The organism is Enterobacter cloacae complex sp. 2024EL-00711 (genome assembly GCF_047529885.1).
GTDB lineage: Bacteria > Pseudomonadota > Gammaproteobacteria > Enterobacterales > Enterobacteriaceae > Enterobacter > Enterobacter ludwigii.
Genome location: NZ_JBLIZC010000005.1, coordinates 377,022 through 394,064, shown reverse-complemented (window position 1 = coordinate 394,064; position 17,043 = coordinate 377,022). Strand labels below are relative to the sequence as shown.

The 17,043-nt window shown below is 54.4% G+C and carries 21 protein-coding genes; 10 read left to right on the top strand and 11 right to left on the bottom strand.

Going from position 1 to position 17,043, the window contains the following annotated elements:
- The first annotated feature begins 117 nt into the window (after window positions 1–117).
- The 3 genes from arcB to mtgA all read left to right on the top strand — a co-directional run bounded on the left by arcB (window position 118) and on the right by mtgA (window position 4,058).
- The gene (arcB, locus tag ACMVME_RS16650) at window positions 118–2,451 is read left to right on the top strand and encodes an aerobic respiration two-component sensor histidine kinase ArcB (protein WP_032679053.1); all 2,334 of its coding nucleotides are present in this window, start codon (window positions 118–120) and stop codon (window positions 2,449–2,451) included.
- 231 nt (window positions 2,452–2,682) lie between these two features.
- Window positions 2,683–3,336 (top strand): isoprenoid biosynthesis glyoxalase ElbB, encoded by a 654-nt coding sequence (gene elbB / locus ACMVME_RS16645; protein WP_032670144.1) that lies wholly within the window; start codon window positions 2,683–2,685, stop codon window positions 3,334–3,336.
- Window positions 3,333–4,058 (top strand): monofunctional biosynthetic peptidoglycan transglycosylase, encoded by a 726-nt coding sequence (mtgA, locus tag ACMVME_RS16640; RefSeq protein ID WP_025202922.1) that lies wholly within the window; start codon window positions 3,333–3,335, stop codon window positions 4,056–4,058. The genes elbB and mtgA overlap by 4 nt, the downstream gene beginning before the upstream one ends.
- A 38-nt stretch (window positions 4,059–4,096) precedes the next feature.
- On the opposite strand, the gene npr is transcribed toward mtgA, so the two are convergent.
- The 11 genes from npr to ACMVME_RS16585 form a co-directional block, all read right to left on the bottom strand.
- On the bottom strand, window positions 4,097–4,369 hold the full coding sequence (gene npr, locus ACMVME_RS16635) for a PTS phosphocarrier protein NPr (protein WP_003861872.1): 273 nt from the start codon (window positions 4,367–4,369) through the stop codon (window positions 4,097–4,099).
- Window positions 4,366–5,220: an RNase adapter RapZ gene (rapZ, locus tag ACMVME_RS16630; RefSeq protein ID WP_014171820.1), complete on the bottom strand. Its 855-nt coding sequence runs from the start codon at window positions 5,218–5,220 to the stop codon at window positions 4,366–4,368. Before rapZ ends, npr begins: the two co-directional genes overlap by 4 nt.
- Window positions 5,221–5,265: 45 nt before the next feature.
- Window positions 5,266–5,757, bottom strand: a complete 492-nt coding sequence (gene ptsN, locus ACMVME_RS16625) for a PTS IIA-like nitrogen regulatory protein PtsN (protein WP_014171819.1) — start codon at window positions 5,755–5,757, stop codon at window positions 5,266–5,268.
- An 82-nt stretch (window positions 5,758–5,839) separates the two neighbouring features.
- A complete protein-coding gene (hpf, locus tag ACMVME_RS16620) occupies window positions 5,840–6,127 on the bottom strand; it encodes a ribosome hibernation promoting factor (protein WP_014171818.1) in 288 nt (95 codons plus the stop codon).
- Between the two features lie 22 nt (window positions 6,128–6,149).
- Window positions 6,150–7,583, bottom strand: a complete 1,434-nt coding sequence (gene rpoN, locus ACMVME_RS16615) for an RNA polymerase factor sigma-54 (protein WP_014171817.1) — start codon at window positions 7,581–7,583, stop codon at window positions 6,150–6,152.
- A gap of 47 nt (window positions 7,584–7,630) precedes the next feature.
- Window positions 7,631–8,356, bottom strand: a complete 726-nt coding sequence (lptB, locus tag ACMVME_RS16610; RefSeq protein ID WP_014171816.1) for an LPS export ABC transporter ATP-binding protein — start codon at window positions 8,354–8,356, stop codon at window positions 7,631–7,633.
- Between the two features lie 6 nt (window positions 8,357–8,362).
- Window positions 8,363–8,917 carry a lipopolysaccharide ABC transporter substrate-binding protein LptA gene (gene lptA, locus ACMVME_RS16605; protein ID WP_068795054.1) on the bottom strand — a complete coding sequence of 185 codons (555 nt, stop codon included), beginning with the start codon at window positions 8,915–8,917 and terminating at the stop codon, window positions 8,363–8,365.
- Window positions 8,886–9,461, bottom strand: a complete 576-nt coding sequence (gene lptC / locus ACMVME_RS16600) for an LPS export ABC transporter periplasmic protein LptC (protein WP_014171814.1) — start codon at window positions 9,459–9,461, stop codon at window positions 8,886–8,888. Before lptC ends, lptA begins: the two co-directional genes overlap by 32 nt.
- Entirely contained in the window at window positions 9,458–10,024 is a 567-nt protein-coding gene (kdsC, locus tag ACMVME_RS16595) for a 3-deoxy-manno-octulosonate-8-phosphatase KdsC (protein WP_068795053.1), read from the bottom strand. The genes lptC and kdsC overlap by 4 nt, the downstream gene beginning before the upstream one ends.
- A gap of 14 nt (window positions 10,025–10,038) precedes the next feature.
- Window positions 10,039–11,025, bottom strand: a complete 987-nt coding sequence (gene kdsD, locus ACMVME_RS16590) for an arabinose-5-phosphate isomerase KdsD (protein WP_020883527.1) — start codon at window positions 11,023–11,025, stop codon at window positions 10,039–10,041.
- 13 nt (window positions 11,026–11,038) lie between these two features.
- Window positions 11,039–12,016: a calcium/sodium antiporter gene (locus ACMVME_RS16585; protein WP_020883528.1), complete on the bottom strand. Its 978-nt coding sequence runs from the start codon at window positions 12,014–12,016 to the stop codon at window positions 11,039–11,041.
- Between the two features lie 231 nt (window positions 12,017–12,247).
- Between ACMVME_RS16585 and mlaF the strand changes: the two genes are divergently transcribed.
- From mlaF to murA, 7 genes are all read left to right on the top strand, one after another.
- Window positions 12,248–13,060, top strand: a complete 813-nt coding sequence (gene mlaF / locus ACMVME_RS16580; protein ID WP_068795052.1) for a phospholipid ABC transporter ATP-binding protein MlaF — start codon at window positions 12,248–12,250, stop codon at window positions 13,058–13,060.
- A gap of 7 nt (window positions 13,061–13,067) precedes the next feature.
- Window positions 13,068–13,850: a lipid asymmetry maintenance ABC transporter permease subunit MlaE gene (mlaE, locus tag ACMVME_RS16575; protein WP_010436044.1), complete on the top strand. Its 783-nt coding sequence runs from the start codon at window positions 13,068–13,070 to the stop codon at window positions 13,848–13,850.
- A 4-nt stretch (window positions 13,851–13,854) separates the two neighbouring features.
- Window positions 13,855–14,403, top strand: a complete 549-nt coding sequence (gene mlaD / locus ACMVME_RS16570; RefSeq protein ID WP_025202923.1) for an outer membrane lipid asymmetry maintenance protein MlaD — start codon at window positions 13,855–13,857, stop codon at window positions 14,401–14,403.
- An 18-nt stretch (window positions 14,404–14,421) separates the two neighbouring features.
- Complete coding sequence (gene mlaC / locus ACMVME_RS16565; protein WP_014171807.1) at window positions 14,422–15,057, top strand: phospholipid-binding protein MlaC; 636 nt, start codon at window positions 14,422–14,424, stop codon at window positions 15,055–15,057.
- Window positions 15,057–15,350, top strand: a complete 294-nt coding sequence (gene mlaB, locus ACMVME_RS16560; RefSeq protein ID WP_014171806.1) for a lipid asymmetry maintenance protein MlaB — start codon at window positions 15,057–15,059, stop codon at window positions 15,348–15,350. Before mlaC ends, mlaB begins: the two co-directional genes overlap by 1 nt.
- 126 nt (window positions 15,351–15,476) lie before the next feature.
- Window positions 15,477–15,731 (top strand): BolA family iron metabolism protein IbaG, encoded by a 255-nt coding sequence (gene ibaG, locus ACMVME_RS16555; RefSeq protein WP_008501458.1) that lies wholly within the window; start codon window positions 15,477–15,479, stop codon window positions 15,729–15,731.
- A gap of 50 nt (window positions 15,732–15,781) precedes the next feature.
- Entirely contained in the window at window positions 15,782–17,041 is a 1,260-nt protein-coding gene (murA, locus tag ACMVME_RS16550) for a UDP-N-acetylglucosamine 1-carboxyvinyltransferase (protein ID WP_020883531.1), read from the top strand.
- Window positions 17,042–17,043 lie beyond the last annotated feature (2 nt).

Below are 17,043 nucleotides of genomic sequence, written 5' to 3'. Positions count from 1 at the left end.
CGGAGAACCGGAAGCGAGGCTAATCTCCTGTTTCACTCCGCACTTTTTCTCACAACCTTCAACGCCCCGCCGCGAATTTGAGTATTATTGAGCGATAAAGTCGTGAAGGGATCCTCTATGAAGCAAATTCGAATGCTGGCCCAGTACTACGTCGATCTGATGATGAAGCTTGGGCTGGTGCGTTTCTCCATGCTGCTGGCACTGGCGCTGGTCGTTCTGGCCATTGTCGTGCAGATGGCCGTAACCATGGTTCTGCACGGTCAGGTCGAGAGTATCGACGTGATCCGCTCCATCTTCTTTGGCTTGCTGATTACACCCTGGGCGGTCTATTTCCTCTCCGTGGTGGTTGAACAACTGGAGGAGTCCCGACAGCGCCTGTCAAAACTGGTCGATAAACTGGAAGAGATGCGCGATCGCGATCTGAAGCTCAACGTTCAGCTAAAGGATAATATCGCCCAACTGAACCAGGAGATTTCGGATCGTGAGAAGGCGGAGGCTGAGCGCCAGGCGACGCTGGAGCAGCTGAAAATCGAAATGAAAGAGCGCGAGGTGACGCAGATCCAGCTTGAGCAGCAATCCTCTTTCCTGCGCTCGTTCCTTGATGCATCACCGGATCTGGTTTTCTACCGTAATGAAGATAAAGAGTTTTCCGGCTGTAACCGGGCGATGGAACTGCTGACCGGGAAGAGTGAGAAGCAGCTGATTCACCTGAAGCCGCAGGACGTATACTCCGAAGAGGCGGCCGCCAAAGTGATGGAGACGGACGAAAAAGTGTTTCGTCATAACGTTTCGCTGACCTATGAACAGTGGCTGGATTACCCGGACGGGCGCAAAGCCTGCTTTGAGATCCGTAAGGTGCCGTACTACGACCGCGTGGGGAAACGCCACGGTCTGATGGGGTTTGGCCGCGATATCACCGAGCGTAAGCGCTATCAGGATGCCCTTGAACGTGCCAGCCGCGATAAAACCACCTTCATCTCCACCATCAGCCATGAACTGCGTACGCCACTTAACGGAATTGTCGGCCTGAGCCGCATTCTGCTGGACACCGATCTCACCGCAGAACAGGAAAAATACCTTAAAACCATCCATGTCTCAGCGGTTACGCTGGGGAATATCTTCAACGATATTATCGATATGGATAAGATGGAACGCCGCAAAGTGCAGCTTGATAACCAGCCGGTTGATTTCACCGGTTTCCTTGCCGATCTGGAAAACCTGTCTGGCTTGCAGGCGCAACAGAAGGGGCTGAGCTTTGTCATGGATCCCACGCTGCCGCTGCCGCACAAGGTGGTTACCGACGGCACGCGTCTGCGCCAGATCCTGTGGAACCTTATCAGCAATGCGGTCAAATTTACCCAGAAGGGGCAGGTCTCGGTACGTATTCGCTACGACCAGGGCGACATGCTGCACTTTGAGGTGGAAGACTCCGGCATTGGTATTCCGCAGGAAGAGCAGGACAAAATCTTTGCGATGTACTATCAGGTGAAGGACAGCAACGGCGGCAAGCCCGCTACCGGCACGGGAATTGGTCTGGCGGTGTCTAAACGCCTTGCGAAGAGCATGGGCGGTGATATTACCGTCGCCAGCCATCCGGGCAAAGGCTCAACCTTCACGCTGACGGTGCACGCGCCGGCGGTGGCGGAAGAGGTGGAAGATACCTTCGAAAACGACGATATGCCGCTGCCCGCGCTGCATGTCCTGCTGGTGGAAGATATTGAGCTTAACGTAATTGTCGCACGCTCTGTCCTGGAAAAACTGGGCAACAGCGTGGATGTGGCGATGACCGGTAAAGCCGCGCTGGAGATGTTTAAGCCGGGTGAATATGATCTCGTTCTGCTGGATATTCAGTTGCCGGACATGACCGGGCTGGATATTTCCCGTGAACTGACGAGCCAGTACGCTGCCGACGAACTGCCGCCGCTGGTGGCGTTGACGGCGAACGTGCTGAAAGATAAAAAAGAGTACCTCGATGCCGGTATGGATGATGTACTTAGCAAGCCGCTGGCGGTGCCTGCCCTGACCGCCATGATCAAGAAGTTCTGGGATACCCATGATGAAGAGGAGAACACCATGACGTCTGTGGATAGCGCGAAAGCCCAAACGATACTCGATACCGCGATGCTGGAGCAGTACATCGATCTGGTTGGTCCAAAACTGATTACCGACGGTCTGGCGGTATTTGAAAAAATGATGCCGGGCTATCTGAGCGTGCTGGAATCAAATCTGACAGCGCGGGATCAGAAAGGCATTGTGGAAGAAGGGCATAAAATCAAAGGTGCGGCCGGCTCGGTCGGCTTACGTCACCTGCAGCAGCTGGGACAACAGATTCAGTCACCTGATTTACCTGCCTGGGAAGATAACGTAGGTGATTGGGTTGAAGAGATGAAACAAGAGTGGCAGAACGATGTGGCGGTGCTTAAAGCCTGGGTGGACGCCAGAAAAAAATGACCCCGGCTTAACCGGGGTGCGCGAATACTGCGCCAACACCAGGGAAATTGTGGCTGCGCCTGTTTTTTTGTGTTGTTTTCGTATGGACGCCGCCTGAAAATTTAGGCCGCACGCAAATAAGATAGCAAATCTTAAATGGTTTGTTACAGGAATCAGTGAAATGTGTGAAGCATAGCGTTTTAATCAAAATTAATTATGTGCTTCAGCGAGTTGCAGAGAAGGATCGTCATGATGAAAAAGATTGGTGTCGTACTGAGCGGATGTGGCGTTTACGATGGTTCTGAGATACACGAAGCCGTCATCACATTGCTGGCCCTGGCAAGAGAGGGGGCTGAAGTCATTTGCTTCGCGCCAGACAAAAATCAGGCTGATGTCATTAATCATCTGACCGGGGAGCCGATGGCAGAAACCCGTAACGTCCTGATTGAAGCCGCGCGTATTGCGCGTGGCGAAATTCATCCTCTGATTCAGGCGGACGCCGCAGAGCTTGATGCGTTAATTGTGCCGGGCGGGTTTGGGGCGGCTAAAAACCTCAGCACGTTTGCCACGCAAGGCGCCGGGTGTCAGGTTGATCCGCATTTAAAAGCGTTATCACAGGCCATGCATGCGGCGGGTAAACCGCAGGGCTTTATCTGCATCGCTCCGGCCATGCTTCCGACAATTTTTGATTTCCCGCTGCGCCTGACCATCGGGACCGATATTGATACAGCGGAAATCATCGAGGAGATGGGGGGCGAGCACATCCCTTGTCCGGTGGATGACATTGTGGTGGATGAAGACAATAAAATCGTCACCACACCCGCGTATATGCTGGCGCAGACTATCGCGGAAGCCGCTTCAGGCATTGAAAAGCTGGTGGCCAGAGTGCTGGTGCTGACTGAATGAGGCGTCAATTCGCCGCAGGCGCCTGGGTAAAACGTATTCTTTGGCGTGCCGTGCTGGTGCTGGCGGTGTTCTGGGGCGGCGGACTGGCATTATTCAGCATTCTGCCGGTTCCGTTTTCTGCCGTGATGGTTGAGCGTCAGCTGAGCGCGTGGTTCACCGGTGACTTCAGCTATGTTGCCCACTCTGACTGGGTGAGCACAGATGAAATCTCCCCGTGGATGGGACTGGCGGTGATAGCGGCGGAGGATCAGAAATTCCCGGAGCACTGGGGGTTTGACGTGGCGGCAATCGAGAAAGCGCTCGCCCATAATGAACGCCATGAAAACCGCGTGCGCGGCGCATCGACGCTGTCACAACAGACGGCCAAAAACCTGTTTTTGTGGGATGGCCGCAGCTGGGTGCGAAAAGGGCTGGAAGCCGGATTGACCCTGGGGATGGAAACTGTCTGGAGCAAGAAACGTATTCTGACGGTCTATCTGAACATTGCCGAGTTTGGTGATGGCGTGTTTGGTGTCGAAGCCGCCTCGCAGCGATATTTCAATAAACCTGCCAGCCGGCTGAGCCTCTCTGAAGCTGCGCTGTTGGCCGCGGTCTTGCCTAACCCAATTCGCTTTAAGGCCAATGCACCCTCAGGCTATGTGCGAAACCGACAGGCGTGGATCATGCGCCAGATGCGGCAGCTGGGAGGGGAAGGGTTTATGGCGAGAAATAAATTGATGTAAGGCGGGTAAGCGTAGCGCTACCCGCCATGAAAGAGGCGTTAGTCTTCGTCAAACCCGGCGTTAAACAGCGCAATCACCGCCGCCAGCGCTTCCTCTTCCTGTGGACCGGTAGCTTCTACTTCAATCTGGCGGCCTTTGGCGGAGTCCAGCATCAGCAGCGCAATTACGCTGTTCGCTTCCGCCTCGGTACCTTCATCGTTACGCAGCAGAACTTCTGCATCGAAACCCTGCATCAGCTCAAACAGTTTCATCGCCGGACGCGCATGCATGCCCAGCTTATTGGTGATCTCAACGGTTTGTTTTACGGTCATGTTTTACGTTTTTCCAGCGTGCGATGACGGGACTGAACGTTCTTTCCGCGTGAGCGGAAATAGTCGGCCAGCTGTTCGGCGATATAGACCGAACGATGTTTACCGCCGGTACAGCCAATCGCCACGGTCAGGTAGCTACGGTTGTTTGTCTCCAGCATAGGTAACCATAGCTCAAGGTAGCTTCGCGTCTGGTAGATAAAATTGTGAACTTCTGTGTGTCTGTCGAGGAAGGCCGCGACGGGTTTATCGAGACCGGTCATTGGACGCAGCTTCGGATCCCAGTGCGGATTCGGCAGGAAGCGCACGTCGAAAACATAATCCGCATCGATAGGAATACCGTGCTTAAAGCCGAATGACTCGAACACCATCGTCAGTTCACGCTCGCGTTTGCCCAGTAAACGGGTACGCAGCATTTCCGCCAGCTCATGCACGGACATTTCGGATGTATCGACAATCAGGTCAGCACGGGAACGCAGCGGTTCCAGCAGATCGCTCTCTTCGTCGATAGCACTTTCCAGCGAGAGGTTCTTGCTGGAAAGCGGATGCAAACGACGGGTATCGCTGTAGCGACGGATCAGAGTATTGCGGTCTGCATCGAGGAACAGCAGCTGAGGCGAGAATGAATCAGGCAGGTTGCTCATTGCCTGTTCAAAAATTTCTGGCGATTCAGGCATGTTACGAACGTCGATACTAACGGCGGCAGAGATTTGCCTCTCCGCAAGCGTGCGTGCCAGGTCGGGCAGCAGCACGACCGGCAGGTTATCTACGCAGTAAAACCCCATGTCTTCCAGCGCGCGCAGGGCCACGGATTTCCCGGACCCTGAACGGCCACTGACAATCATCAGCACCATGTTCCGTTTCTCCTCAGGACAACAGATGTGAAGGCCATCTCCTGGTTATGCATCATCCTGATTGCCTTCTGCTTCAGTGATAATTTGATATAGCTCTTCATCACTTTGGGCTGCGCGCAGTCGACGGCAAATGGTTTTATCGGCCAGGCGTTTTGCGACCAGCGAAAGCGTATGCAAATGGGTTTTCGTCTGGTCGGCAGGCACCAGCAGCGCGAAGAGGAGATCGACGGGCTGATTATCGATGGCATCGAAGGCGATAGGCGTCTCCAGCTGCACAAACACACCGACGGCACGCAGGGTGTCCTCTTCCAGTTTGCCGTGCGGGATCGCGATGCCGTTGCCGATGCCGGTACTGCCCATTTTTTCACGGGTCAGGATCGCTTCGAACACGACCTGCGGCGGCAGGCCCAGCTGTTTTGCGGCCAGTTCACTGATGATCTCCAGCGCACGTTTTTTGCTCTGGCAGTGAACAGCACTGCGCGTACATTCCTGGTTAAGGACATTGCTCAGTTGAAGAGCGGAATCGTTGTTCATCATAATTTCACCTAAGCGCTAACTGTACAAACGGCCTGTTGTGTTTCACAACAGGCCTTCCTGCACCCGTTAACTGCCCGGACAATTAGTGTTGTTTCAGTTTGTCTTTATGTTTATTGAGCTGTCGTGCAAGCTTATCAATCAAGCCGTCGATAGCAGCGTACATGTCTTGCCCTTCCGCACTGGCATGGAGCTCACCCCCGTTGACATGCAGGGTCGCATCCGAGATATGAGTCACTTTCTCCACTTTCAATACAACATAGACCTGGTTGATCCTTTCGAAATACTGCTCGAGTTTCGCGAATTTAGCATTCACAAAATCACGTAAAGCCTCAGTAATCTCGACGTTATGTCCTGTGATATTGAGCTGCATAGTGTCTTCCTTATCGGTTGTGTCAGACCAGCTGTTTACGCTGGTTAGACGGCGGAATGGATAAAGACTCTCGATACTTCGCAACAGTTCGGCGTGCCACCATAATACCCTGGTCGGACAGTATGGTGGTTAACTTACTGTCGCTCAGTGGCTTCGCGGGGTTCTCCGCGGCGATCAACTTCTTCACCAGGGCGCGAATGGCCGTTGACGACGCTTCACCGCCGCCCTCGGTATTCACATGGCTGGAGAAGAAATACTTAAGCTCAAAAATACCGCGTGGACTGTGCAGATACTTCTGCGTGGTCACGCGGGAAATGGTTGATTCATGCATCTCGACGGCCTGGGCGATATCCGCCAGCACCATCGGTTTCATATACTCTTCGCCCTGCTCAAAGAACGCCTGCTGCTGTTCGACAATACAGCGGCTTACGCGGAGCAGCGTATCATTTCGGCTCTCCAGACTTTTGATCAACCATCGCGCTTCCTGCAAATTGCTACGAATGTATTGATTATCGGAGTCGTTACGCACGCTGGTGCACATGGAGGCATACTGCTGGTTGATTTGCAGGCGAGGGATGCTGTCTGAGTTCAGTTCAACGACCCAGCGGTCATTGTGTTTTCTGACCAGCACATCCGGGATGACGTACTCGGGTTCGCTGGTCTGAATGGACTGACCGGGGCGCGGATCGAGGGACTGAATCAGATTGACCGCCTCTTTCAGCACCTCTTCTTTCAGGCGCGTGACGCGCATCAGGCTGCGGAAATCGTGATTGGCCAGAAGATCCAGATGGTCGCTGATGATCAAGCGGGCTTCATCAAGCCATGGCGTCTCTTTACTGAACTGAGAAAGTTGGATAAGCAGGCAGTCGCGCAGATCTTTTGCGGCCACCCCAACCGGATCGAAACGCTGAATGCGCTTCAGAACGGCTTCTATCTCCTCGAGTTCAATCTCTTCGTCACCCATGCTTTCCAGAATTTCGTCCAGCGTGACGGTCAGATAACCGGTGTCATCCACGGCATCGACAATGGATGTCGCTATCGCGCGGTCGGTATCGGAGAAGGGGGTAAGTTCCACCTGCCACATCAGGTAATCCTGCAGTGACTGGGTAGTTTCACCCTGATAAACCGGTAGCTCATCGTCCTGGTAGTCTGCACGCGTACCGGAAGGGGTTCCGGCGGTGTAGATTTCATCCCAGCTGGCATCCAGCGGAAGCTCGTCCGGCATCTCTTTTTGTTCGAGCGCATCGGCGGTGTCGAGTGCTTCAGTATCCTGCGACTGCTGGGTATCTACCTCTTCATGAAGATCGGCTTGCTCCAGCAACGGATTGCTATCCAGCGCTTGCTGGAGCTCCTGCTGGAGTTCTAAGGTGGACAGTTGCAACAGGCGAATCGCCTGCTGTAGCTGCGGCGTCATCGCCAGTTGTTGGCTGAGCCGTAATTGCAAACCTTGCTTCATGTTCAGAGCATTTTTCTCCGGTTCGGCGTTACATTACCTCTACCCTATCAGAGTCTGAAGTCTTCCCCAAGGTAGACACGCTTAACATGATCATCTTCGAGGATCTGCTGCGGCGTACCGTGGGCGATCAGATTGCCCTGGCTCACGATGTATGCGCGTTCGCACACGGCCAGCGTTTCACGGACGTTATGGTCAGTGATCAGTACGCCAAGCCCGCTGTCGCGCAGATGCTCAATGATACGTTTAATGTCGATAACGGAGATGGGGTCAACGCCTGCAAACGGTTCATCCAGAAGGATAAATTTCGGGTTTGCAGCCAGCGCACGCGCAATCTCAACGCGACGGCGTTCACCGCCGGACAGCGCCTGACCGAGGCTGTCGCGCAGATGTTCGATATGGAACTCTTCCATCAGCTCGTTAGCCCGGTCCTGACGCTGTTCGCTGGTCAGATCGTCACGAATTTGCAGGACGGCCATCAGGTTATCGAAGACGCTCAGGCGGCGGAAAATGGAGGCTTCCTGCGGCAGATAGCCGATACCGCGACGCGCACGCGCATGCAGCGGCAGAAGACTGATATCTTCATCATCAATGACGATGTTGCCCGCATCGCGCGACACGATACCAACGACCATGTAGAAGGTTGTGGTCTTGCCCGCACCGTTAGGGCCAAGCAGGCCTACAATTTCGCCGGAGTTGACGGTCAGACTGACATCTTCTACGACACGGCGGCCCTTATAGGCCTTCGCGAGATTTTTTGCAGTTAATGTTGCCATAACGAATTAGTTACTCTTCTTATGTGCCGGGGCCTGACCCTTACCTTTGTCCTGCAGCTGCGACGGAACCAGCACGGTGGTTACGCGTTTGCCTTTCTCGCTGGAGGCCTGCATTTTTTGCTCTTTCACCAGATAAGTGATCTGGTCGCCGGTGATGTTGCTGTCCAGCTGTTCCAGATAAGCGTTACCGGTCAGGATGACCAGGTCCTTCGCCAGCTCATAGTGCATATGTGTGGCGCGGCCTTTCACGGGTTTGCCGTTATCCTGCATCTGGTAGAAGGTTGCCGGGTTGCCATAGCCATCAATGATCTCTTTGCCTTGCTCGCCACCGGGACGGGTAACGACCACTTTGTCGGCGTTGATTTTAATGGTGCCCTGGGTCATGACGACGTTACCGGTAAAGGTAACGACATTGCCTTGCATATCAAGCGACTGCGTGTCGGACTCGATATGGATAGGCTGGTCAGTATCGCCCGTTACAGCAAGCGCGGGAAGACTGGTCGCCAGCATCGCACTGGCGATAATTACTTTAAGGCTGAGTTTGTTTGTTTTGAATTTCATAGGAGGTTCTAACCTTTTCAATCAGCTCGGCGTTTTTGCTGCGTAAGTTCCCGCGCATTCTTAAACCGCTGGAATTAAATGTTGTGCCATACAGTGTGACCAGATCCTGCGACGTCACGTCCTGGGTCACGAGGTTGATCTGTGCATTATCCGTCGTGATTTTGCGCAGTTGTGAGTCAGCGGTCAGGGCGTTGACTTCAACGTGGCCATACAGATAAAGCATACGGTCATTCGTCAGTTTTGCCCGGTCAGATTTAATCGACCACGTCGGCACTTTGTCTTTATCAAACGTGGTCATGACAGGCTGGGTAAACCACGAAATACCGTCATCTGAAAAATATTCAACATGCTGGGCAATCAGGCGATAGTTCAGCGCACCTTCCGGGCTGTAGACCACGGTGTCACTGTGATCGCTTTTATAGGTTGGCTCGCTCGTATTGACCACTTCCGTCTGCGTATCGTCGCGATCGGCAAGGTTCACGCCAATCAATACCAGTGCGACAAGCGAAAGCAGAATGATAACCCAACGTCTGGTTTTACTCATATCGATTGCCCTTTGGCCTCATCAAGCTTGCCCTGCGCCAGCAAAAGCAGATCGCAGACTTCACGTACGGCACCACGGCCACCGTTAATATGGGTGACATAGTCAGCGCGCGGGATCAGCAGCGGATGCGCATCGGCCACGGCGACACTCAGACCGACTTCAGCCATCACCGGCCAGTCAATCAGATCGTCCCCGACATAGGCCACGTTTTCCGGCGCGACAGCCAGTTTACCCAGTAAATCGTTGAACGCCGCCATCTTATCGGACTGACCCTGATACAGATGGGTAATGCCTAACGTTTCACAACGGTCTTCTACCAGTTTAGCTTTCCGACCGGTGATGATAGCAACGTCGATGCCTGATGTGAGCGCACAACGAATACCGTAGCCATCGCGAACGTTAAACGCTTTCAGCTCTTCACCATTATTGCCCATGTAAATCAGGCCATCAGAGAGTACCCCATCCACATCCAGGATGAGCAGGCGAATGTTTTCCGCCTTTGCCATCATATGGGTACTGACCGGACCATAACAGGTTGCAAGGGATGCACCCGCATTACTCATTGTCTTATCCTTCATTACACTACGCCTGCGCGCAGCAGATCATGCATATGTACCACACCCAGCAACTGGTCGCCATCGGCAACCATCACTGAGGTGATATGACGGGACTGCATCAGGTTCAGCACATCCACCGCCAGCGTACCCGGACGAACACGGATACCGCCGGACGTCATCACATCAGCGATGCCCAGCGTGCGAACATCAACACCCATGTCGAACACGCGGCGCAGGTCGCCATCGGTGAAGATCCCCTGGATCTTCATCAGGTCGTCGCACACAACCGTCATACCCAGATTCTTGCGGGTGATCTCCAGCAGCGCATCGCGCAGGGAGGCCTCTTTACTGACGTGAGGGATCTCATCGCCAGTGTGCATAATATCGTTAACCCGAAGCAGAAGCTTACGCCCGAGCGCGCCGCCTGGGTGGGAAAGCGCGAAATCTTCCGGCGTAAAACCGCGGGCTTCCAGCAACGCAACGGCAAGCGCATCGCCCATGACCAGCGCAGCGGTCGTACTGGACGTTGGAGCAAGACCCAGCGGGCAGGCTTCTTTAGGCACTTTCACGCACAGGTGAATATCCGCCGCGCGCGCCATGCTACTTTCCGGGCGGCTGGTCATGCAAATAAGCGGAACCCGCAGCCGCTTCAGCACGGGGATCAGCGCCAGGATCTCATTAGACTCACCGGAGTTCGATAGCGCGATGACGATATCCTGCGGCGTTACCATGCCCAGATCGCCGTGCGCGGCTTCCCCCGGGTGTACAAAGAAGGAAGAGGTTCCGGTGCTGGCAAACGTTGCCGCCATTTTGCGCCCAATGTGACCGGACTTGCCCATGCCCATCACCACGACTTTACCGGCACAGTAGAACATCTTCTCACATGCCAGACTAAAATCCTGATTAATGTACTGATCTAACTGCGCCAGACCTTCACGTTCAATCTCCAGAACCTCTTTGCCTGCTTTCTGAAAGTCAAAACCCGGCTGCAATTCTATTTGCGACATAATGCGTTTCCGTTTACCCAGAGAGAAGAGGCGAAAGCCAGTACAGCATCGCCATCCATACGATAAATCCACCCGTCAGCAGCGCCCCTGCGCCTTTGCCGATCTGTCGTTGCCGCCGCCAGCAGAGCAGGGCAAAAATGACGCTGACCAGCAACATCACCCCGTAATCGCGTGAGAATGCCAGGGGGTTAAAAGGCCCGGGCGTTATCAGGGCCGGCAGGCCCATCACGATGGCGATATTAAAAATGTTTGAACCGATAATATTGCCTATGGCAATGTCATCTTCACCTTTACGTGCCCCTGCGATAGCGGTGGCCAGTTCTGGCAGACTGGTGCCAATGGCAATGACCGTCAGGCCAATGGTGAGCTCACTCATGGCGAAATAGTTCGCCAGCACCGTGGCGTTATCGACGACCATGCGCGTGGCCATCGGCATGATGATCAGCGCGACGCCGAGCCACAGCAGCGCCACAGGCAGCGTGCCTTCACGCGGGAGCTCGGCGACCTGCTCTCGCGTCAGGCTGTCCTGGCCCTGTTTTTCTGCCAGACGGGCGATTTTAACACTATACAGCAGCCAGATAACGGCCAGCGCCAGCAAGAAAATGCCGTCACCGTAGCTCAGTACGCCATCATAAAATACGCACCCTGCCAGCAGGCTTACGATTAACATTAGCGGCAATTCACGGCGCAGAACATCAGAATGCACGCGAAATGGATGGAGCAGGGCCGCCAGGCCAAGGATCAGTAAGATATTGACGATGTTGGAACCAATCGCGGTGCCGACGGCAAGGTCTAACTGACCGTGCAGTGATGCCGTGACAGAGACGATGATTTCAGGAAGCGAGGTGCCGACACTGACCACGGTCATCCCGATGACGACAGGCGGTACGCCAGTCAGGCGGCACAGGATAGATGCAGCAAATACCAAACGGTCAGCACTGTAGACCACCAAAAGTAAACCAATTATTAACAGTGCTGTTGCTAAAAGCATCAAAAGTCCTTTCTTCAGGTATACTCGTCGGTCCATCGCGCAGGAATGGAATGGCAGGACTGCATACAGTCTGAGGCGTAACGAATTCCTAATTTTGACTTTATGCGCCGGAAAAGTAAAACAAATGCCAGCTTTCGCTAACCTCAACGGCTAATATTCTGTAAAAATGCTGAGTTTAGGGCTGATTCAGTCTGCATGCTTAACGTGAGCAGGGTAAGAAAGGAACCATAAATGAGCCACACTATGGCGAATTTAGTTGATGTCCGGGGTGTGAGTTTTTCTCGCGCCAACAGATTGATATTCGATGATATTTCGTTGACCGTACCGCGTGGCAAGATCACTGCCATCATGGGGCCGTCCGGGATCGGTAAAACGACCCTGCTGCGCCTTATTGGTGGCCAGATCCCACCTGATAGCGGTGAAATCCTCTTTGACGGCGAAAACATCCCGGAGATGTCACGATCGCGCCTGTATACTGTTCGTAAACGCATGAGTATGCTTTTCCAGTCGGGAGCGTTGTTCACGGACATGAACGTCTTTGATAACGTGGCCTATCCGCTGCGCGAACACACCAGTCTGCCGCCAGAGCTGCTGAAAAGTACGGTGATGATGAAGCTTGAGGCCGTGGGGCTGCGAGGGGCTGCAAAACTGATGCCCTCAGAGCTGTCCGGCGGTATGGCACGCCGCGCCGCGCTGGCACGCGCCATCGCCTTAGAACCCGATTTAATCATGTTCGACGAACCGTTCGTCGGGCAGGACCCTATCACGATGGGCGTGCTGGTGAAGCTCATCTCTGAACTGAACAGCGCGCTCGGCGTAACCTGTATAGTGGTTTCTCACGATGTACCGGAAGTGCTGAGCATCGCCGACTATGCCTACATTGTGGCAGACAAAAGGATCGTCGCGCATGGCAGCGCTCAGGCGTTGCAGGAAAACTGCGATCCGCGTGTACGGCAGTTCCTCGACGGCATTGCGGATGGGCCTGTGCCGTTCCGCTATCCGGCGGGCGACTATCGTGACGATTTACTGGGAATAGGGAGTTAAGCCACTGATGCTGTTAAATGCATTGGCCGCTCTTGGACACCGTGGCATAAAAACCATCAGGACGTTCGGGCGTGCCGGATTGATGTTGTTCAACGCGCTGGTCGGCAAGCCGGAATTTCGTAAGCATGCACCGCTACTGGTGCGGCAGCTCTATAATGTCGGCGTGCTGTCGATGCTCATCATCATTGTCTCCGGTCTGTTTATCGGCATGGTGCTGGGGCTGCAGGGCTACCTCGTTCTGACGACCTACAGCGCCGAAACCAGCCTCGGCATGCTGGTGGCGCTGTCGCTGCTGCGTGAACTGGGGCCGGTGGTGGCGGCGCTGTTGTTCGCCGGGCGTGCAGGGTCAGCATTGACCGCTGAAATTGGCCTGATGCGTGCGACCGAGCAGCTTTCCAGCATGGAGATGATGGCGGTCGACCCGCTGCGTCGCGTGATCTCGCCACGCTTCTGGGCGGGGGTGATTTCCTTACCGCTCCTGACGATCCTCTTTGTCGCCGTGGGTATCTGGGGCGGCTCGCTGGTTGGCGTTCACTGGAAGGGCATCGATGCGGGCTTCTTCTGGTCGGCCATGCAGGACGCCATCGATCTGCGAATGGATCTGGTGAACTGTCTGATTAAAAGCGTGGTATTTGCCATTACGGTCACCTGGATCGCCTTGTTCAATGGCTATGATGCGATCCCGACCTCGGCGGGCATCAGCCGTGCAACTACACGTACTGTCGTACATTCGTCGCTGGCCGTACTGGGTCTGGATTTTGTGCTCACCGCACTGATGTTTGGGAATTGAGTTCATGCAAACGAGAAAAAATGAAATTTGGGTCGGCGTGTTCCTGTTACTGGCGTTGCTGGCCGCGCTGTTTATCTGCCTGAGAGCGGCGGATATCACGTCTGTGCGCACCGAGCCGACTTATCGCATTTATGCGACGTTTGATAACATCGGCGGGCTGAAGGCGCGCTCGCCGGTACGTATAGGCGGGGTGGTCATCGGGCGTGTCTCTGACATTACGCTTGATGAGAAAACCTATCTGCCGCGCGTGTCGATGGATATTGAAGAGCGTTACAACCATATCCCGGACACCAGCTCGCTTTCTATCCGCACGTCCGGCCTCCTGGGTGAGCAATATCTGGCGCTTAACGTCGGTTTTGAAGACCCGGAGCTGGGAACGACTATCCTTAAAGACGGTAGCGTAATCCAGGATACGAAGTCCGCGATGGTACTGGAGGATATGATTGGTCAGTTCCTTTATAACAGTAAAGGAGATGATAAGAAGTCCGACGCTGCCCCTGCGCAGAGCGAAGATCCTGCCAGTGTCGCACCGACACCAGGCACGACGAATTAATTTCAGGAGAAGTCATTCATGTTTAAACGACTGTTAATGGTTGCCATGCTGGTCATTGCCCCTCTCACCGCGGCGCATGCTGCGGATCAGAGTAACCCGTACAAACTGATGGATGAGGCTGCGAAGAAGACCTTCGACCGGCTTAAAAACGAACAGCCGAAAATTCGTTCCAATCCTGATTATCTGCGCGACGTGGTTGATCAAGAGCTGCTGCCGTACGTGCAGATCAAATATGCGGGTGCGCTGGTTCTGGGCCGTTATTACAAAGACGCGACCCCGGCGCAGCGCGATGCCTATTTCGCCGCGTTCCGTGAATACCTGAAACAGGCTTACGGTCAGGCACTGGCGATGTATCACGGTCAGACCTATCAGATTGCGCCAGAGCAGCCGCTGGGCGACGCGACTATCATTCCTATCCGCGTCACGATTATCGATCCTAATGGCCGTCCGCCAGTACGCCTGGACTTCCAGTGGCGTAAAAACAGCCAGACCGGTCACTGGCAGGCCTATGACATGATTGCCGAAGGGGTGAGCATGATCACCACTAAACAGAACGAGTGGAGTGACCTGCTGCGCACCAAAGGCATTGATGGCCTGACCGCACAGCTGCAGTCTATCTCGCGTCAGAAAATCTCTCTGGACGAGAAGAAGTAATGTCGGATCAACTGAGCTGGTCGCGTGAGGGTGAGACGTTGAAGCTGACGGGTGAACTCGACCAGGATCTGCTGAACCCGCTCTGGGACAAACGTTTTGAAGCGATGCAGGGCGTGACGGTTATCGATCTGAGCGGCATTTCACGGGTGGACACGGCAGGCGTCGCGCTGCTGGCCCATCTTGTTGCCGTGGGGAAAAAGCAGGGGACAAGCGTTACGCTGCACGCGGCGAGCGATAATGTGGTCACCCTGGCCCAGCTCTATAATCTCCCTCAGGACGTACTGCCTCGTTAATATTTTCAGTGCGTTACTTCTGAAAGCCCTGACAGATTCAACGTCGGGGCTTTTTGCTTGTTTAAGACGACGCCACTTTGCTCTAAGATGTTGGGCTTGTTTTCACTATCAGATGATTAAGAACCCATGGAAAATCATGAAATCCAGACAGTGCTGATGAATGCACTCTCCCTTCAGGAAGCCCACGTCACTGGCGATGGCAGTCACTTCCAGGTTATTGCTGTGGGTGAGATGTTCGACGGTATGAGCCGTGTGAAGAAACAGCAGGCTGTATACGCGCCGCTGATGGAATACATTGCGGATAACCGCATCCACGCCCTGTCGATTAAAGCGTTCACCCCTCAAGAGTGGGCACGCGATCGCAAACTAAACGGTTTTTGAGTTGTGGGCGACACGCCCGCAGCACGGTTGAATTTATAAGAGAGCACACAATGGATAAATTTCGTGTACAGGGGCCAACGCGTCTCCAGGGCGAAGTCACAATTTCTGGCGCAAAAAATGCCGCGCTGCCCATCCTCTTTGCTGCGCTGCTCGCGGAAGAGCCGGTAGAAATTCAGAACGTACCGAAGCTGAAAGATATCGACACCACCATGAAGTTGCTCAGCCAGCTGGGCACCAAAGTTGAGCGTAACGGTTCCGTCTGGATCGACGCCAGCAACGTAAACAACTTCTCTGCACCTTACGATCTGGTGAAAACCATGCGTGCATCCATCTGGGCGCTTGGCCCGCTGGTGGCACGTTTTGGTCAGGGTCAGGTTTCCCTGCCGGGTGGCTGCGCAATCGGCGCACGTCCGGTTGACCTGCACATCTTTGGCCTGGAGAAACTGGGCGCCGAGATCAAACTCGAAGAAGGTTATGTTAAAGCGTCTGTGAATGGCCGCCTGAAAGGCGCGCACATTGTCATGGACAAAGTGAGCGTTGGTGCCACCGTCACCATCATGTCTGCGGCAACGCTGGCAGAAGGTACTACCATCATCGAAAACGCCGCGCGTGAACCGGAGATTGTGGATACCGCGAACTTCCTCGTAGCGCTGGGTGCGAAGATTACTGGCCAGGGCACCGACCGTATCACCATCGAAGGCGTTGAGCGTCTGGGCGGCGGTGTGTATCGCGTCCTGCCAGACCGTATCGAAACCGGCACGTTCCTGGTTGCTGCCGCGATTTCAGGCGGGAAAATTACCTGCCGCAACGCGCAGCCAGATACCCTGGATGCGGTGCTGGCGAAACTGCGTGACGCAGGCGCTGATATCGAAATCGGTGAAGACTGGATCAGCCTGGACATGCACGGTAACCGTCCAAAAGCGGTAAACGTGCGTACAGCTCCGCATCCTGCTTTCCCGACTGATATGCAGGCGCAGTTCACCCTGTTAAACCTGGTGGCGGAAGGGACGGGGTTCATTACCGAGACCATCTTTGAAAACCGCTTTATGCATGTACCGGAACTGATCCGTATGGGCGCACATGCTGAGATCGAGAGTAATACCGTGATTTGCCACGGCGTTGAGAAACTGTCTGGTGCTCAGGTGATGGCAACCGATCTGCGTGCATCTGCAAGCCTGGTGCTGGCGGGTTGTATTGCGGAAGGGACGACGGTCGTTGATCGTATTTATCACATCGATCGTGGCTATGAACGTATCGAAGATAAACTGCGCGCGCTGGGTGCGAATATCGAGCGTGTGAAGGGCGAGTAATC

Excerpts from the sequence above, each read along its gene's own strand:
- lptC (WP_014171814.1), bottom strand. The coding sequence starts at position 9,461 with ATGAGTAAAACCAGACGTTGGGTTATCATTCTGCTTTCGCTTGTCGCA.
- lptB (WP_014171816.1), bottom strand. The coding sequence starts at position 8,356 with ATGGCAACATTAACTGCAAAAAATCTCGCGAAGGCCTATAAGGGCCGC.
- kdsC (WP_068795053.1), bottom strand. The coding sequence starts at position 10,024 with ATGAGTAATGCGGGTGCATCCCTTGCAACCTGTTATGGTCCGGTCAGT.
- rapZ (WP_014171820.1), bottom strand. The coding sequence starts at position 5,220 with ATGGTGCTGATGATTGTCAGTGGCCGTTCAGGGTCCGGGAAATCCGTG.
- npr (WP_003861872.1), bottom strand. The coding sequence starts at position 4,369 with ATGACCGTAAAACAAACCGTTGAGATCACCAATAAGCTGGGCATGCAT.
- elbB (WP_032670144.1), top strand. The coding sequence starts at position 2,683 with ATGAAAAAGATTGGTGTCGTACTGAGCGGATGTGGCGTTTACGATGGT.
- mlaC (WP_014171807.1), top strand. The coding sequence starts at position 14,422 with ATGTTTAAACGACTGTTAATGGTTGCCATGCTGGTCATTGCCCCTCTC.
- hpf (WP_014171818.1), bottom strand. The coding sequence starts at position 6,127 with ATGCAGCTCAATATCACAGGACATAACGTCGAGATTACTGAGGCTTTA.
- mlaF (WP_068795052.1), top strand. The coding sequence starts at position 12,248 with ATGAGCCACACTATGGCGAATTTAGTTGATGTCCGGGGTGTGAGTTTT.
- rpoN (WP_014171817.1), bottom strand. The coding sequence starts at position 7,583 with ATGAAGCAAGGTTTGCAATTACGGCTCAGCCAACAACTGGCGATGACG.
- ibaG (WP_008501458.1), top strand. The coding sequence starts at position 15,477 with ATGGAAAATCATGAAATCCAGACAGTGCTGATGAATGCACTCTCCCTT.
- mlaE (WP_010436044.1), top strand. The coding sequence starts at position 13,068 with ATGCTGTTAAATGCATTGGCCGCTCTTGGACACCGTGGCATAAAAACC.
- mlaD (WP_025202923.1), top strand. The coding sequence starts at position 13,855 with ATGCAAACGAGAAAAAATGAAATTTGGGTCGGCGTGTTCCTGTTACTG.
- murA (WP_020883531.1), top strand. The coding sequence starts at position 15,782 with ATGGATAAATTTCGTGTACAGGGGCCAACGCGTCTCCAGGGCGAAGTC.
- arcB (WP_032679053.1), top strand. The coding sequence starts at position 118 with ATGAAGCAAATTCGAATGCTGGCCCAGTACTACGTCGATCTGATGATG.
- kdsD (WP_020883527.1), bottom strand. The coding sequence starts at position 11,025 with ATGTCGCAAATAGAATTGCAGCCGGGTTTTGACTTTCAGAAAGCAGGC.
- ptsN (WP_014171819.1), bottom strand. The coding sequence starts at position 5,757 with ATGATGAACAACGATTCCGCTCTTCAACTGAGCAATGTCCTTAACCAG.
- mtgA (WP_025202922.1), top strand. The coding sequence starts at position 3,333 with ATGAGGCGTCAATTCGCCGCAGGCGCCTGGGTAAAACGTATTCTTTGG.
- ACMVME_RS16585 (WP_020883528.1), bottom strand. The coding sequence starts at position 12,016 with ATGCTTTTAGCAACAGCACTGTTAATAATTGGTTTACTTTTGGTGGTC.
- lptA (WP_068795054.1), bottom strand. The coding sequence starts at position 8,917 with ATGAAATTCAAAACAAACAAACTCAGCCTTAAAGTAATTATCGCCAGT.
- mlaB (WP_014171806.1), top strand. The coding sequence starts at position 15,057 with ATGTCGGATCAACTGAGCTGGTCGCGTGAGGGTGAGACGTTGAAGCTG.